Below are 14,274 nucleotides of genomic sequence, written 5' to 3' on the forward strand. Positions count from 1 at the left end.
ACCCAACCCTAGAAAAGGATCATCCCTTGTCCACCACCGCCACGCTGGCAACCCTTTCCGATTCCGACCGCCTGGCCGATCCGAACTGGTGGCGCCAGGCGTCCGTCTACCAGATCTATCCCCGCAGCTTCTCCGACTCGAACGGTGACGGCCTGGGCGACATCAAGGGCATCACGGCCAAGGTCCCGTACCTGAAGTCCCTCGGGATCGACGCCGTCTGGCTCAGCCCGTTCTACCCTTCGGCGCTCGCCGACGGCGGCTACGACGTGGACGACTACCGCAACGTGGACCCGAAGCTCGGCACACTGGACGACTTCGACGAGATGGCCAACGCGCTCCACGCCGCCGGCATCAAGCTGATCGCGGACATCGTGCCGAACCACTCCTCCGACCGGCACGAATGGTTCAAGGAAGCACTGGCCTCCCCGAAGGGATCCGCAGCGCGGGACCGGTACATCTTCCGGGACGGCAAGGGCCCCAACGGCGAGTTCCCGCCGTCGGACTGGGACTCCGTCTTCGGCGGCCCCGCCTGGGAGCGCATCACCGAACCCGATGGCACGCCCGGCCAGTGGTACATGCACATCTTCGCCAAGGAGCAGCCGGACCTGAACTGGGCCAACCGGGAAATCCGCGACGACTTCCTCAAGACCCTCCGCTTCTGGTCCGACCGCGGCGTGGACGGCTTCCGCGTTGACGTGGCGCATGCGCTCACCAAGGACCTCACCGAACCACTGCTCTCCAAGCTGGAGCTGAGCGCTGCCAACAGCGGAACCGACGGGTTCGATGACGGGTCGCACCCGTTCTGGGACCGCGACGAGGTGCATGAGGTCTATGCCGAGTGGCGCGAGGTCTTCAACGAATACAACCCGCCGCGCACCGCCGTCGCCGAAGCTTGGGTGCACGCCACCCGCCGCGCCCGCTACGCCAGCCCCGAGGGCCTGGGCCAGGCCTTCAACTTCGACCTCCTGCAGGCCGACTTCGACGCCGAGGAGTTCCACGAGATCATTACCCGCAACCTGGCCGAGGCGGGCGCCACCGGCGCCTCCTCCACGTGGGTGTTCTCCAACCACGACGTCGTCCGGCACGCCACGCGCTACGGGCTGCCCAAGGGCTCCAAGGGCAAGCACGCCAAGGGCCAGGACGGCAAGGCCTGGCTGCTCGCCGGCGGACCTGGGGAGGAACTCGACGTCGAACTCGGCCAGCGCCGCGCCCGCGCCGCGACGCTCCTCATGCTTGCACTGCCCGGCTCCGCGTACCTGTACCAGGGAGAGGAACTGGGCCTGCAGGAAGTTGCGGACATCCCGGAGGCCGAACGCCAGGACCCGTCGTTCTTCCGCAACAGGGGAGTGGAAGTGGGCCGTGACGGCTGCCGCGTGCCGCTGCCGTGGGCCGTGGAAGGGACGTCCTTCGGGTTCGGCGACGGCGGCGCGCACCTGCCGCAGCCCCACTGGTTCAGCAGCTACGCCGTCGAGGCGCAGGACGGCACCCAGGGCTCGACGCTCGAGCTGTACCGCGCGGCCCTGAAGCTCCGCCGCGAGCTGCAGGCGGACGAAGAGCTGGAATGGATCGAAACCGGAAACCCGGACGTCCTGCACTTCAGCCGCCCCGGTGGCTGGCAGGCGGTCACCAACTTCGGGGACACCGCCGTCGACCTCCCTGCAGGCACGGTGCTGGTGAGCAGCGCACCGCTGGAAGGTGGCAAGCTGCCGGCCAACACCACGGCCTGGCTGCGCTGAACCTAACTGGATACCTGCCGCTGGCGGCCCTTGGTCTGATTGGACCGGGGGCCGCCAGCGGATCGTTAAACGCCCGGCTACCGGGCCCCTGTGCGGGGCCGGGAACAAGTGAAAGAGTGATGCCATGACTGAACAGACTGCAGCACCGAATGGCCGGCTGCTCTACGGCTGCATGGGCCTGGGCGGGGACTGGTCGACGGAGCCCCACGAAATCACCGACGTCGAGGCGGCGGCTGAGGCCGTCGATGCGGCGCTGGACATCGGTGTCACGCTCTTTGACCACGCCGACATCTACCGGCACGGAAAGGCGGAGGCTGTCTTCGGCGAGGTGCTGGCCGGCACCAGCGGCCTGCGGGAGCGCATCCAGCTGCAGACCAAGTGCGGGATCCGGCTGAACGAGCGGGGGCTGGAGACCCACTACGACCTGAGCGCCGACGCCATCATCGAGCGCGTGAACGGCAGCCTCGAGCGCCTGCGCACCGACTATGTGGATATCCTCCTGCTGCACCGCCCGGATCCCCTGATGGAACCCGCGGAGGTGGCCGCCGCCGTCGGGAAACTGATGGCCGACGGGAAGGTGCGGGCACTGGGCGTGTCCAACATGTCCGCCGCGCAGATCGAGTTCCTGCAGGACAACCTGGAAACCCCGGTGGTGGCCAACCAGCTGGAGCTCAGCCTGCTCAAGCGGGACTGGCTGGAGAGCACCGTGCTGGTGAACCACCCCGATGCCCACGGCTACAGCTTTCCGCACGGGACGCTGGAGTACTGCGCCCGGCAAGGGATCACCCTGCAGGCCTACGGTGCACTTGCCCGGGGCCACTACACCGGCAACCCGCCCGAGCGGCCCACCCCGGCCGAGAGCGCCACGGCCTCGCTGCTGGCCGAGATGGCCCGGGAGAAGGACACCACCGTCGAGGCGGTCCTGCTGGGGTGGCTGATGAAGCACCCGGCCGGGATCGCGCCGGTGATCGGAACCGCCAACCCGGACCGGATCCGTGCCTGCGCCGGGGCCTCGCGCGCGGCCCAGACCATGACCCGGGCCGAGTGGTACCGGCTGTGGGTCACGGCCCGCGGCAGCAACATCCCTTAAACCCAAGTAGGTCGCAGCAGATGGCGTTCTGAGGGCTCAGAACGCCATCTGCTGCGACCTACCTGGGGGCGGCGCCCTCCCGGCGGGAAGCGACCCTAGAGCGGGGCGATCTCTGAGTACGTGGAGGCATCACCCTTCAGGGCCTGGCTCTGCTTGCCGTCCACGCCCACCGGGATGTCCCCGGCGATGGTGACGCGGTTGAGCTTGCGCGGCTGGCCGTCGTAGTTGTCCGGGGCGTAGTGCTGCGTGATCCGGTTGTCGAAGAGCACCAGCTGGTTCGGCTCCCAGTTCACGCGGACCACGTTTTCCGGACGGGTCACGTAGGCCTGGAGCAGCCGGATGATGTCCTTGGATTCGGTGTTGGACAGACCCACGATCCGCAGGCGCTGCGCGAAGCCCCCTATGAACAATCCGCGCTCGCCGGTCAGCGGGTGGACGCGGACCACGGGGTGGGCCGTCTCGAACTTGAGCCGCGTGAACTCCTTGCGTCGGTCCTCGGCGTTGGCGTGCTCCAGGTTCTTGGGCACCGAGTAGTCGTAGTCGTTGGTGTGGATGGCCCAGAGTGTGTCGGCAAAGTTCCGCAGCTCGTCCGGAAGATCGGCGTAGGCGCCGGCGGAGGAGGCGATCAGCGTCTCGCCGCCGTAAGCCGGCAGGTCGATGCTGCGCAGCGTGGACGCCTGCGGCGGGTTGACCACAAACGTGACATCCGTGTGCCAGTTGTTGGCCGAACCGTTCTCGCTGTCCACCGGCAGTACGTTCTCCTCACCCTCAACCGACGCAACGGTGGGGTGTGCCTTGGTGAGCGGGCCGAAGTGGCTGGCGAACTTCACCTGCGCCTCGTCGGTAAGGATGCTGGCTTCACGGAACACGAGGGCCTTGTGCTCGTTGAGGGCCGCACGGATCTGTGCGACGGTCTCCGCCGGCAGGTCGCCGCTGAGGTCCAGGCCGCGGATCTCGGCGCCGATGCGGGAGCCCAGCTTGGAGAATTCGAGCTTTGTTTCGGTAATGACAGTCATCGTTCTTTCCTCACTTTGTGCTGCGGATACTTTTTGAATCGTGCGGTTAGTTGAATCGTGCGGTGCTTGGATCGGGCGTTACTTTGAAGCGGTCAGGAGACCGTTGAACTCGTTGGTGTACAGCTTCTTGGTGTCCAGGCCGGACTTGATGATGCCAACGGACTTCAGGTACTCCTCCCAGCGGGTGAAGTCCTCGTCCTTGATTTCGCCCTTGGCGGGGACGCCCACGCTCTTCCAGTACTGCAGGGCGGCGGGGTTCTCGTTGCGGCCGCGTTCCTTCAGGATCTTGGTGAGCCGGGCAATGACGTCCTTGCGGGGCGTGGCCCGCTCCCACTCGATGGCCTTGGCCACGCCCGTGGTGAAGGTACGGACCGTGTTGGGGTTCCGGGCGAGGAAGTCTTCCCGGAAGACGTAAGGTCCGCCGGCAAACGTGCCGAACAGGTCGAAGTCGCTGAAGACGGACCGCAGCCCGCCGTTCGCGACGGCCCGGTCCTGCAGGATGCTGCCGAGGGAGCCGGCGTCCACCTGGCCGCGGCGGATGGCTTCCTCCGTGTCGTTCGGCGGAACCACCACCAGCTGGACCTGCTTGATCTCGTCCGCGCTCAGACCGTTCTTGCGAAGGTAGGTGTTGATGACTGCCTCGGAGTGGGCGCCCAAGGTGTTCACGGCGATCTTTTTGCCGATGAAGTCCCGAGCCGTCTTGATCGGACTGTCCTCCTTCACGTAGAAGCCGTTGAAGGTCTTGCTGTCCTCGCCGTAGTAGTTGATGACGGCCTTCACCGGAGCCCCGGCCTCCACGAGCTTCACCACGGCGCCGGCAAAGGCGCCGCCGAAGTCGGTCTGGCCCGTCGCTGCGGACTGGATGTCCTGAGGGCCGCCGATGGTGTTGCCCACCCAGTTCAGCTTCACGTCACCCAGGTAGCCGAGGTTCTCCGCCAGCTCGGGAAGGGTCACGCTGTTGGCCCAGCCCTGGTAGCGGAGCTCCTTGACTTCGCTGGCGCCGGGAGCGCCCGTGCCGCCTGCGTCATCGCCGGCGGCGCTCCCGCCGCAGCCGGACACCGTCAGGGCGATGACGACGGCGGCCGCAGCACTCAGGATGGTCAGGTGTCGTTTCATTAGGGGTTCCTTCAGGGGTTGGTTTGGCTGGTTCGCCACGTTCGCTCCGGCCGCTGCAACGGCCGATGGATCGATGTAAGCGCACTCGGACGACGCAGAAAAGTGCCCCGGTCACGGCGGGAAACCGTTGGAAATCCGCGGAAACACGGCGCAACAGCGGGACATGAGGCGCGCCGTTGCGGCCGGTGAATCCCCGTGACAGGCGGCAGCAAAGATCCCAGCGATGGGCGGTACACTGTGGGATTTGGGCGGTACACTGTGGCTTTTGTTCGTATTGGTCTGCCCTGCGGGGCCGATCTGCGTCGCGCATACAGGCGACCGCCCGATACGGTAGAACCATGACGTCTTCTTCCACAGCCGAGATCACCCGGCAAGAACGCAATATCCCCGCCGAGATCGCCCGCTCGTGGCTGCTTGTCAACGCAATGAAAACCGAGCTTTTCGACCAGTCCGCCGTGTCCCGCGCGGACTCGATCATCCTGGACATCGAAGACGCCGTTGACCCCTCGCAGAAGGATGCCGCCCGCGAGAACGTGGTGAACTGGCTCTCCGCCGGCGGCCAGGCCTGGGTGCGGATCAACGACGCCACCAGCAAGTTCTGGGCCGACGACCTCGCGGGCCTGCGTGGGACGCCGGGGCTGCTCGGCGTCATGCTGGCCAAGACGGAGTCGGCAGACCAGGTCACCGAAAGCTTCCACCGCATGGACGGCAAGACGCCGGTCATCCCGCTCGTGGAATCCGCGCTCGGCATTGAAGAGGCCAACCACATCGCCAAGGCCCAGGGCGCATTCCGCCTGGCGTTCGGCTCCGGCGACTTCCGCCGCGACACCGGCATGGCGAACACGCAGGAGGCCATGGCCTACCCGCGCGCCAAGCTTGTCGTGGCCAGCCGGGTGGGCAACCTGCCGGGCCCCATCGACGGACCCACCGTGGGCACCAACCACCCGATCCTGCGCGAGCAGACCGGCGTCACGGTGATGATGGGCATGACCGGAAAGCTCTGCCTGGCCATCGACCAGACCAGCGTCATCAACGAGGTCATCAGCCCCACGCCGTCGGACGTCGCCTGGGCCACCGACTTCATGGCCGACTTCGAGGCCAACGGCCGCGTCATCCGCGACGGCTCCGATCTGCCCCGCCTCGGCCGCGCAGAGAAGATCATGAAGCTCGCGGTAGCGTTTGGCGTGCAGCCCGCGCTGTAAGCGCTATCAGTATTACCAGGAGGCCCCGTGACCGATACCCGTTATCTGGTGCACGGGGTCTTTTGGGATGGGCCGCCGGCCGTTTCCGCAGCGTCCGACGGCGGCAGGCCCGTTTTGCGCCTCCAGCACCATTCCGGCGGGTTCAGTGAGATGGCGCTCGACGCCGGCACCCGCCTCGGGTTCCGCGTTGCGGACGGCGGCAAGCACTGCCTCGGCCACACCAGGGTCTTCTCCGCCGCCGAGCGCCGGCACGTCACCTGCCCGGACAGTGCCCACGAGGTCCGGGGCAGCCAGTGTGAGCCCTGCCAGTTGGCAGACGACACCCGGCTGACCCACGACTTCCACCGTGGCGGACGGGTCCCGGCCGGCCTCCGGGACTATCTCATGCAGCCGCACTGGCTCTACGTCGCCACGTTCGCCAACGGTGCCAGCAAAATCGGCACGGCCTCCCAGCCGCGCAAATGGAACCGGCTGGCTGAGCAGGGTGCCGTGGTGGCCCGTTACGTCGCCCTGGCGGAGGACGGGCGGCTGGTGCGCGTCCTTGAGGACCTGGCCACGAGCGAAGCGGGCCTTGCCCAGCAGGTGCGGGGCACGGCGAAGGCCGCCGCCCTGACGGATCCGCTTCCCGCCCATGAGCTTGACCTCCTCAACCGGCGCCGGGCGGAGGATGTCCGGACACTGTTGGCGGGCACCGCCGTCGGGGGTTTTGCCATTGTGGATGAGGAGTGGATCCGCCCGGCGCAGGCCGCAGAGCTGTGCGCAGCTGGTTCCCGGCAGGCCTACCCGCACGGAATGCACGGCGGAAGCCACGGCTTCACCCTCAGGGCCCTGTGCGGCAGCCAAGGCCTGGCCGGCCTGGACGGATCGGAGCTCGACTTCGTGGTGAACCTCGGGCTGCTGAAGGGGCGCCTGGTGGAACCGGGGGAGTACAGCTCGGAGGTGCCGGCGGTGCAGGAAGCGCTGTTCTGAGGTCCGGCACCATGACTGGGTAAACTGGCACGGTGCTGCATCAATTCTGGGTCACCGCCCCCAAGTCCTATAAAATCCTGGTCTTCACCGCGATGGGCCTCATCGCCGCCGGTCTGATCCTCAACATCGTGGGCAACGTCACGGCCAACCAGGTGCTGATGATCGCGTCCCTGCCGGTGATCGGCCTGGGCCTCGTGCTGCACATGGTCGGCATGGTGGTCCGCGGCCAGACGGTCCGCAAGAACATCCCGAAATAGGGGACCTGAACGCACGCCCCGATAGGCTGGAACCCATGACTATCAATCCGGACCTGCAGGGGCGAAGCTACCCTGCCGCTGAGGTGTATGACGTTGGCCGCGAGAAAATCCGCGAGTTCGCCCGCGCCGTCAAGGCCACCCACCCCGCCCACTTCGATGTCGACGCCGCGCAGGGCCTTGGCCACCCCGACCTCGTGGCACCGCCCACGTTCGCGATCATCATCGCGCAGCGCGCCGACGCCCAGCTGATCGAGGATCCGGAGGCCGGCATCGACTTCTTCCGCGTCGTCCACGCGGACCAGCGCTTCACCCACCACCGCCCCATCTTTGCCGGGGACCGGCTCGTGGCGGAACTGCACGTCGACGGCGTGCGCGCGATGGGTGGAGGAGCCATGATCACCACCCGCAGCGAGATTTTTGCCCTGACGGACGGGGACGGGCGCGAGCCGGTAGCCACCACCAAGTCATCCATCCTGGTCCGCGGAGAGGGACAGTAGCCATGAGCCCCACATTCGAAGAACTCAGCGTCGGCCAGGACATCGGCGGCCGCAGCATCGAGGTGACCCGGCAGGACCTGGTCAAGTACGCCGGCGCCTCGGGCGACTTCAACCCCATCCACTGGAACGAGACCTTCGCCACGGGCGTTGAGCTTCCCGGCGTCATCGCCCACGGCATGTTCACCATGGGCGCCGCCGTGCAGCTGGTCAGCGACTGGGCCGGTGACCCGGCCGCCGTCGTCGACTACCAGACCCGCTTCACCAAGCCGGTGCTGGTCACCGACACCACGGGAACCGGCGACGCCGGTGCCGTGATCGACGTCAGCGGCGCGGTCGGCGCGCTGGATGCCGATGCGCGCACCGCGCGCGTGGACCTCACTGTGGTGTTCGGCGGTCAGAAGGTCCTCATGAAAGCCCAGGCCCTCGTCCGGTTGGCGTGACGTGATGGTGACCCCTCCAATGCTTTCCGATCTGACCACGGCCGCAGTCGGCGGTCCCGCCGGCAAATACGTCGAGGCCCGCACCGAGGCCGAGATCATCGAGGCGGTGCGTGCAGCGGACGCCGCCGGTGAGCAGCTGCTGATCATCGGCGGCGGTTCCAACCTGCTGATTTCCGACGACGGGTTCCCCGGAACCGTCCTGAAGATCGCCTCGGAGGGGTTTACCGTCAACGCGGAGGACTCCTGCGGCGGCGTATCCGTGGTGGTCCAGGCGGGCCACAACTGGGACGCGCTTGTACAGCACGCCGTGCTCCACGCCTGGTCCGGCATTGAAGCGCTGTCCGGGATCCCCGGCGCCACCGGAGCCACCCCGGTGCAGAACGTCGGTGCCTACGGCGCGGACGTGTCGCAGACCATCGCCGCGGTCCGCACCTGGGACCGGGAGCGCAACGCTGTGAAGACCTTCACCAACTCGGAGCTGAAATTCGGGTACCGGGATTCGATCCTCAAGCAGACCACCGTCAACGGCTCTCCGCGCTACGTGGTGCTGACCGTCGAGTTCCAGCTGCCGCTGGGCCGCATGAGCGCACCCATCCGCTATGCCGAGCTGGCGCGGGTCCTGGGCGTGGAGCAGGGCAAGCGTGCCTACTCGAACGACGTCCGCCGGGAGGTGCTGCGGCTGCGCGCGTCCAAGGGCATGGTGCTGGACCCGGCGGACCGCGACACCTATTCCACGGGCTCCTTCTTCACCAACCCGATCGTGCCGTCTTCTGTGGCGGACGGATTGCCCGAAAACGCCCCACGCTACCCGGGCGGCTCCGATGGCGCGGTCAAACTGTCCGCGGCGTGGCTGATCGACAACGCCGGATTCGGCAAGGGCTTCGGGCTGGAGGACGGGAGCGTCTCCGGCGGCCGGGCCTCGCTGTCCACGAAGCACACCCTGGCCATCACCAACCGCGGCTCGGCCAGCGCCACCGACATGGTGGCGATCGCACGCGAGGTGCGTGCCGGCGTCGTCGGGCGTTTTGGCATCGAACTGCACCCCGAACCGCTCCTGATCGGTCTCTCGCTCTAGGTCTGGTGGCGCCTGCTCCGGTAACCGGGTTGTTCGGTTACGGGGAGCCCTAGGATGGGTCCATGGCAGCAGCGGTGCGGATCCGGGTTACGCCCAGGGTGATGGGCCGGCTGAGGCTGGCGTCGCAGGGCCTGCTGGGGACCGGATTCACCGGGGTGCCGGAGGCAGTCCGCTCGATGACCGCGATGCAGGCCCAGGATCTCCAAGCGGCGCTGTGGGCGGTGGGTGCCCGGGTTCCCGGCGCCGGCTTGAGCGACGTTCGCCGTGCCCTGGATGACGGGTCCGTGGTCCGGTCATGGCCCATGCGGGGCACGCTGCACCTGCTGGCTCCCGAGGATTTGCGCTGGATCCTGAACATCACCAAAGCTCGGATGATCCAAGGCACGGGCGGCCGGCACCGGCAACTGGAAATCACCGGCAGCGACGTCGAAGCGTGCCGGCATGTTGCCCTCGGCCTGGTCGACGGCGGACGGGCCGCCAGCCGGGAGGAGCTGTTCGCGGCCTTCGAAGCGGCCGGACAGGTCACTAAGGCGCAGCGCGGGATCCACCTGCTGTGGATGCTGTGCCAGAGCGCCACGCTGGTGCCCGGGCCGCTCCACGGCAACCAGCAGAAGTTCGCTGCGTTCAGCCACTGGATCACAACGTCCCGTGACCTGGGCCGTGAGGAGGGGATCGCCGAGCTGCTGCTGAGGTACCTGCGCGGCCACGGACCCGCAACGTTGCGCGACTTCGCGTGGTGGTCCAGCATTCCTGTGACTGAGGTGCGGCGAGCCCTGCCAGCGGTGAACAGCGATTTGGTGGAGCTTGAGTACGACGGGCTTCAGTACTGGATGTCACCGGAGGCCGCAGCACTGCTGGACGACGGGGTGCCGGGACAACGCACGGTTCTTGCTCTTCCGGGGTTCGATGAGTTTGTCCTCGGCTACACGGACCGGAGCGTCGTGTTGCCGCCCGAGCATGCGCAGAAGATCGTTCCTGGCGGGAACGGCGTGTTCAAGAAGGCCGTCGTGGCCGGCGGCGAAGTGACCGGCACCTGGGCGAGGGAGGGTAGCGGGCGGAAGGCCGCCGTCGTGCACGTTCCCTTCGATGAGACCAAGCCCCTGGGGCCGGCGGCCCTGGCGGGTTTCCGCCGGGCAGCGGAACGGTACGAGCGGTTCCTCGCGTCCTGACGCCCTCCCGCCATCGCAACCGCCCGGGCGCAGACGCAAAAAAACATGACCGGTCCGGCCCCGCATGACGTACGCCAACCGAAGAGGTGCTGTTGGCTGAGCGTGCCCGCGAGACGCTCTGACCGAGGAGGGGTGGGTCGTCCTGCGGCTTGATTGGCAGCATCTGGCGTCTCCCGCTGCCGTCAAACTGCGTGTCCTGGCCTCGACCGCCCGGGCGCAGGCGCAAAACCGGCCCCGCCCCGCATGAACGGCCAGGGCGGGCAGGTCGTGCGGGGCAGGGCCGGTTGAGTGGGGCGAAGCTGGTTACAGCGTGCCGGTGGCGATGTTGAGCATGCGGCGCAGCGGCTCGGCGGCACCCCAAAGGAGCTGGTCGCCGACGGTGAAGGCGCTGATGTACTGCGGGCCCATTTCAAGCTTGCGGATGCGTCCCACCGGAATGGTCAGCGTGCCCGAGGCAGCCACGGGAGTCAGGTCTGCCATCGAGGCTTCCTTGGAGTTGGGCACAACCTTGGCCCATTCGTTGTCCTCGTCGAGCAGCTTCTCGATCTCGGCAACGGAGAGGTCCTCGCGGAGCTTCAGGGTCAGCGCCTGCGAGTGCGAGCGCATGGCCCCGATCCGCACGCACAAGCCGTCCATGATCACGTGGTTGTCATCCGAGGTGCCGAGGATCTTGTTGGTCTCGACGCCGGCCTTCCATTCTTCCTTGGACTGGCCGTTGCCGAGGTCGGCGTCGATCCACGGGATCAGCGAGCCGGCCAGGGGCACGCCGAACTGGGTGGCATCGATGTCGCTCCGCTGGTGGGCCAGCACCTTGCGGTCGATGTCCAGGATGGCCGACGCCGGGTCATCCAGTTCCGTGCTGACCTCGGCGTTGAGGGTGCCGAACTGGCTGAGCAGCTCGCGCATGTGCCGTGCGCCGCCGCCGGAGGCGGCCTGGTAGGTCATGGACGTGCCCCACTCGACGAGGCCGTTCTTGAAGAGGCCGCCGAGGCCCATCAGCATGCAGGACACGGTGCAGTTGCCGCCGACGAAGTCCTTGGTGCCGTTGGCGAGCCCCTTGTCGATGACGTCGCGGTTGATCGGGTCCAGGACGATGATGGAGTCGTCGTTCATGCGCAGGGTGGAGGCGGCGTCGACCCAGAGGCCGTCCCAGCCGCGGTTGCGCAGTTCGCCGTGGACCTGCTTGGTGTAATCCCCGCCCTGGGCGGTGACAATAATGGGCAGCTTCGCCAGCGTGTCGACGTCGAACGCGTCCTCGAGCTTGCCTGCGCCTTCAGCAAATGAAGGCGCGGCACCTCCTGCGTTTGAGGTGGAGAAAAATACGGGGTTGATGTTGGCGAAGTCGCCCTCTTCCTGCATGCGCTGCATCAGGACGGAGCCGACCATGCCACGCCAACCGACCAGTCCAACGGACGGAGTAGCTGCTGTAGTCATTGGGCCAGTTTATCTTTCGATTCGGCAGGCCGCAGTCGGTTACGTCACTGCCGGGCAGCGGCAGCGAGTGCAGGACTCAGTCCACGGGCCGCGGCAGGTTACGGGCCCGGCGCAGCCTCTCGGCTTTCCGCTCCTTGAAATAACCCGCCCACGCGGCAAGGAAAGGGAAGAGGCAGGCCGGGAACACCCACCATACTTCGGCCAGAATGTGCCACTGGTCAGTGAGCGCCACCTGCACCACGCCGTAAACAAGGCCCCCCAGACAGGCGGTGAGCAGTATTGAGAGGAAGAGCAGCCCGCCGGAGCTGTTGACGGGCTTGACCAGGCCGCGGCCGTCGTCCTTGCGCACGCCGTATTCGGCGCGGGAGTAGCCCACCACCTCGCCGTTCTCGGCCCGGCGGTAGATCAGCTTGTCGTCGGGGTCCTGGGACGGAACGTAGCCCGGTTCCTGCGGGACACCCTCGCTACGCCTCGCCACGGGCATCCTCGATCGCGGCAAGCAGCCCGGCATCATCCAGGCCCGCTGTTTCTGCCACCTCGTCCTTGTCGAAGTCGGGAACGCCGGTGGTCCATGTGTTCTCTTCGCGGCGGATCAGGAGGTGCTGTTCCGAAGCCAGGGTTTTGAAAACCAAGTACGCGGACCCGCCCTGGTTCTGCTCCACGTGCTGGCGGACCACCCGGAGTGTCGCCTCCGCCGAGGAAAGGGCGGGATCCTGGGCAAAGACGAACCAGGTGCCCAGCAATCGTGGCTGGAGCATCAGGGACACGCCAGGTGCTTCGAGCATTGCCACATTGTCCATCGACTCGCCGGTCAGGAGCGAGATCTCAGTCCACCGGGTCGCCTGACCCAGCGCGGTGGCCACGGCAGCGGCCACGCCCTTCACGCCGAGATCGCCGTCGTCGTCAACAGCGGCCAGATCACGTGCCAGCAGCGACGACGCCCCGGCGGTGGACAGGGTGACGTCGTCGATCATCTCCTCGGCACGGAAAACGCTGACGGAACGGTCGCGGGCAGGGCCCTCAAAAACGTTCAGCAGGTAGGCGAACTCGCCCACGCCAAACCCGATGACGTCAACGCCGAGGCGCGGCTCCTGCTGGGTTGGGTCCTGAACAGTCATGCTTCTCTCCTAGCCGCCGAATCCGAGGAATTTGCCCACGGACTTACCTGCATCAACCAACGTATCCTTCGTGTCGCTGACGAATTTTCCGGGATCCTGCACGGCGTTGACCACTCCTTCACCGATGTCCTTGCCGACGCTGCTAATAGTGTCCCAGTTCTCGTACACGGCTATGCCGACGCTGGCGACCTGGCAGACGGTCCCGGCCGGAGGCGGCAGGAAGCAGCCAACGCCGAGCGCCGTCTTGCCGACGCCCACAAACCCACCCTTGATGTCGCCATCGGAAAAGCTCTTCACGGAGTCATAAGCGCTGAAGCCGACGCCGGCCCAGCCAAGTCCACGCGCGAGGCCCGACTTGCCCAGCCATTCGAGCTTGGTACCCGCACCGAGCCAGGGCTTCTCCTCCAGGACAGGGCCGAGTTTGGAAAGGAAGCCGACGTGTTTGTTCAGGTTCTTCAGCGACGCAATGTCAGTAGCCTTGTCGATCAGCCCGAGCCCGCGGTTGGCGGACGCGGAGCCCTTCAGCAGGCCCTCAAGAGCGGAATTGCCGAGCAGCCGGTGTGCAGCAAACCCGGGGCCGCCGATGCGGTGGCTTCCCTGCAGGAACGACTTGATGAAGTCCGCCCGCTGGTTCTTCAGCACCCAGCCGTACTGCCCGGCGTGCTTGGCCAGTGTGAGTGGGGCCTTGATGAACTTCTGGATGGTCATGCCCGCCTTGAGCGCCGCAATCCCACCGCCCAGAACCCCGCCCAGCACGCCTGCCAGCGATCCTCCTGGATCGCCAAGGGTGATCGGCCCGCCGCCGGAGCCCGGGGCGGCGTCGCTGGCCTTCTCCTGCTCGTTGGCGTTGTCCAGCAACTTGCGGGATTCATCCTTGAGGGCGCGCACCGTCCGCTGGATAAGAGCCCTGTGGTTGCCGTTCCAGTCCGAACGGAACTGGGTGGCGTCGTTGCCCTTCCAGGCAGGGTTGCTGTTGATCTGGTTGGTCAGCTGCAACGACGTCTGCATCAGGTTGTCGGAGACGTTTCCGAACTGCTGCGCGAGTGTGCGCAGTTGCGCGACGTCGGCGCCCCACAAATTACCTGTCACATCGTCCCCCAAAATCTGACCGTTTTAAACGGGCACAGTTGCTGCTAAGTCCAGCCATAACTCTAG

15 protein-coding genes are annotated in these 14,274 nt (G+C 66.8%); 9 read left to right on the forward strand and 6 right to left on the reverse strand.

Annotated elements, in window-relative coordinates:
- Positions 1-26: 26 nt before the first annotated feature.
- Both G9E11_RS17680 and G9E11_RS17685 read left to right on the forward strand, forming a co-directional pair.
- Positions 27-1,736 (forward strand): glycoside hydrolase family 13 protein, encoded by a 1,710-nt coding sequence (locus G9E11_RS17680; RefSeq protein WP_190608115.1) that lies wholly within the window; start codon positions 27-29, stop codon positions 1,734-1,736.
- Positions 1,737-1,860: 124 nt separating this feature from the next.
- Positions 1,861-2,826, forward strand: a complete 966-nt coding sequence (locus G9E11_RS17685) for an aldo/keto reductase (protein WP_190608117.1) — start codon at positions 1,861-1,863, stop codon at positions 2,824-2,826.
- A 95-nt stretch (positions 2,827-2,921) separates the two neighbouring features.
- Here G9E11_RS17685 and G9E11_RS17690 read toward each other — a convergent pair whose 3' ends face one another.
- Together G9E11_RS17690 and G9E11_RS17695 are read right to left on the reverse strand one after the other, a co-directional pair.
- Positions 2,922-3,842 carry a TauD/TfdA dioxygenase family protein gene (locus G9E11_RS17690; protein ID WP_190608119.1) on the reverse strand — a complete coding sequence of 307 codons (921 nt, stop codon included), beginning with the start codon at positions 3,840-3,842 and terminating at the stop codon, positions 2,922-2,924.
- A gap of 78 nt (positions 3,843-3,920) precedes the next feature.
- A complete protein-coding gene (locus G9E11_RS17695) occupies positions 3,921-4,958 on the reverse strand; it encodes an ABC transporter substrate-binding protein (RefSeq protein WP_190608121.1) in 1,038 nt (345 codons plus the stop codon).
- Positions 4,959-5,296: 338 nt separating this feature from the next.
- Here G9E11_RS17695 and G9E11_RS17700 point away from each other — a divergent pair, with 338 nt between their 5' ends.
- The 7 genes from G9E11_RS17700 to G9E11_RS17730 all read left to right on the forward strand — a co-directional run bounded on the left by G9E11_RS17700 (position 5,297) and on the right by G9E11_RS17730 (position 10,567).
- Complete coding sequence (locus tag G9E11_RS17700) at positions 5,297-6,160, forward strand: HpcH/HpaI aldolase/citrate lyase family protein (protein WP_190608124.1); 864 nt, start codon at positions 5,297-5,299, stop codon at positions 6,158-6,160.
- Between the two features lie 27 nt (positions 6,161-6,187).
- Positions 6,188-7,129 (forward strand): DUF2797 domain-containing protein, encoded by a 942-nt coding sequence (locus G9E11_RS17705; RefSeq protein WP_190608127.1) that lies wholly within the window; start codon positions 6,188-6,190, stop codon positions 7,127-7,129.
- 32 nt (positions 7,130-7,161) lie between these two features.
- Entirely contained in the window at positions 7,162-7,386 is a 225-nt protein-coding gene (locus tag G9E11_RS17710; RefSeq protein ID WP_190608129.1) for a DUF3188 domain-containing protein, read from the forward strand.
- A 35-nt stretch (positions 7,387-7,421) separates the two neighbouring features.
- Positions 7,422-7,883 (forward strand): FAS1-like dehydratase domain-containing protein, encoded by a 462-nt coding sequence (locus G9E11_RS17715; protein ID WP_190608132.1) that lies wholly within the window; start codon positions 7,422-7,424, stop codon positions 7,881-7,883.
- 2 nt (positions 7,884-7,885) lie between these two features.
- Positions 7,886-8,323: a MaoC family dehydratase gene (locus G9E11_RS17720; RefSeq protein WP_190608134.1), complete on the forward strand. Its 438-nt coding sequence runs from the start codon at positions 7,886-7,888 to the stop codon at positions 8,321-8,323.
- A gap of 7 nt (positions 8,324-8,330) precedes the next feature.
- A complete protein-coding gene (locus tag G9E11_RS17725; protein ID WP_190608440.1) occupies positions 8,331-9,398 on the forward strand; it encodes a UDP-N-acetylmuramate dehydrogenase in 1,068 nt (355 codons plus the stop codon).
- A gap of 62 nt (positions 9,399-9,460) precedes the next feature.
- On the forward strand, positions 9,461-10,567 hold the full coding sequence (locus G9E11_RS17730) for a winged helix DNA-binding domain-containing protein (protein ID WP_190608137.1): 1,107 nt from the start codon (positions 9,461-9,463) through the stop codon (positions 10,565-10,567).
- Positions 10,568-10,870: 303 nt separating this feature from the next.
- Here G9E11_RS17730 and asd read toward each other — a convergent pair whose 3' ends face one another.
- The 4 genes from asd to G9E11_RS17750 all read right to left on the reverse strand — a co-directional run bounded on the left by asd (position 10,871) and on the right by G9E11_RS17750 (position 14,208).
- Complete coding sequence (gene asd, locus G9E11_RS17735; protein ID WP_190608139.1) at positions 10,871-12,001, reverse strand: aspartate-semialdehyde dehydrogenase; 1,131 nt, start codon at positions 11,999-12,001, stop codon at positions 10,871-10,873.
- Between the two features lie 76 nt (positions 12,002-12,077).
- Complete coding sequence (locus G9E11_RS17740) at positions 12,078-12,479, reverse strand: hypothetical protein (protein WP_190608141.1); 402 nt, start codon at positions 12,477-12,479, stop codon at positions 12,078-12,080.
- Positions 12,466-13,119, reverse strand: a complete 654-nt coding sequence (locus G9E11_RS17745; protein ID WP_190608144.1) for a hypothetical protein — start codon at positions 13,117-13,119, stop codon at positions 12,466-12,468. The genes G9E11_RS17740 and G9E11_RS17745 overlap by 14 nt, the downstream gene beginning before the upstream one ends.
- A gap of 9 nt (positions 13,120-13,128) precedes the next feature.
- Positions 13,129-14,208 (reverse strand): WXG100 family type VII secretion target, encoded by a 1,080-nt coding sequence (locus G9E11_RS17750; protein ID WP_190608145.1) that lies wholly within the window; start codon positions 14,206-14,208, stop codon positions 13,129-13,131.
- Positions 14,209-14,274: the final 66 nt, after the last annotated feature.

This window comes from Arthrobacter ipis (assembly GCF_014694315.1).
GTDB classification, from domain to species: Bacteria; Actinomycetota; Actinomycetes; order Actinomycetales; family Micrococcaceae; genus Arthrobacter; species Arthrobacter ipis.

Excerpts from the sequence above, each read along its gene's own strand:
- G9E11_RS17685 (WP_190608117.1), top strand. The coding sequence starts at position 1,861 with ATGACTGAACAGACTGCAGCACCGAATGGCCGGCTGCTCTACGGCTGC.
- G9E11_RS17690 (WP_190608119.1), bottom strand. The coding sequence starts at position 3,842 with ATGACTGTCATTACCGAAACAAAGCTCGAATTCTCCAAGCTGGGCTCC.
- G9E11_RS17695 (WP_190608121.1), bottom strand. The coding sequence starts at position 4,958 with ATGAAACGACACCTGACCATCCTGAGTGCTGCGGCCGCCGTCGTCATC.
- G9E11_RS17700 (WP_190608124.1), top strand. The coding sequence starts at position 5,297 with ATGACGTCTTCTTCCACAGCCGAGATCACCCGGCAAGAACGCAATATC.
- G9E11_RS17715 (WP_190608132.1), top strand. The coding sequence starts at position 7,422 with ATGACTATCAATCCGGACCTGCAGGGGCGAAGCTACCCTGCCGCTGAG.
- G9E11_RS17720 (WP_190608134.1), top strand. The coding sequence starts at position 7,886 with ATGAGCCCCACATTCGAAGAACTCAGCGTCGGCCAGGACATCGGCGGC.
- G9E11_RS17730 (WP_190608137.1), top strand. The coding sequence starts at position 9,461 with ATGGCAGCAGCGGTGCGGATCCGGGTTACGCCCAGGGTGATGGGCCGG.
- asd (WP_190608139.1), bottom strand. The coding sequence starts at position 12,001 with ATGACTACAGCAGCTACTCCGTCCGTTGGACTGGTCGGTTGGCGTGGC.
- G9E11_RS17745 (WP_190608144.1), bottom strand. The coding sequence starts at position 13,119 with ATGACTGTTCAGGACCCAACCCAGCAGGAGCCGCGCCTCGGCGTTGAC.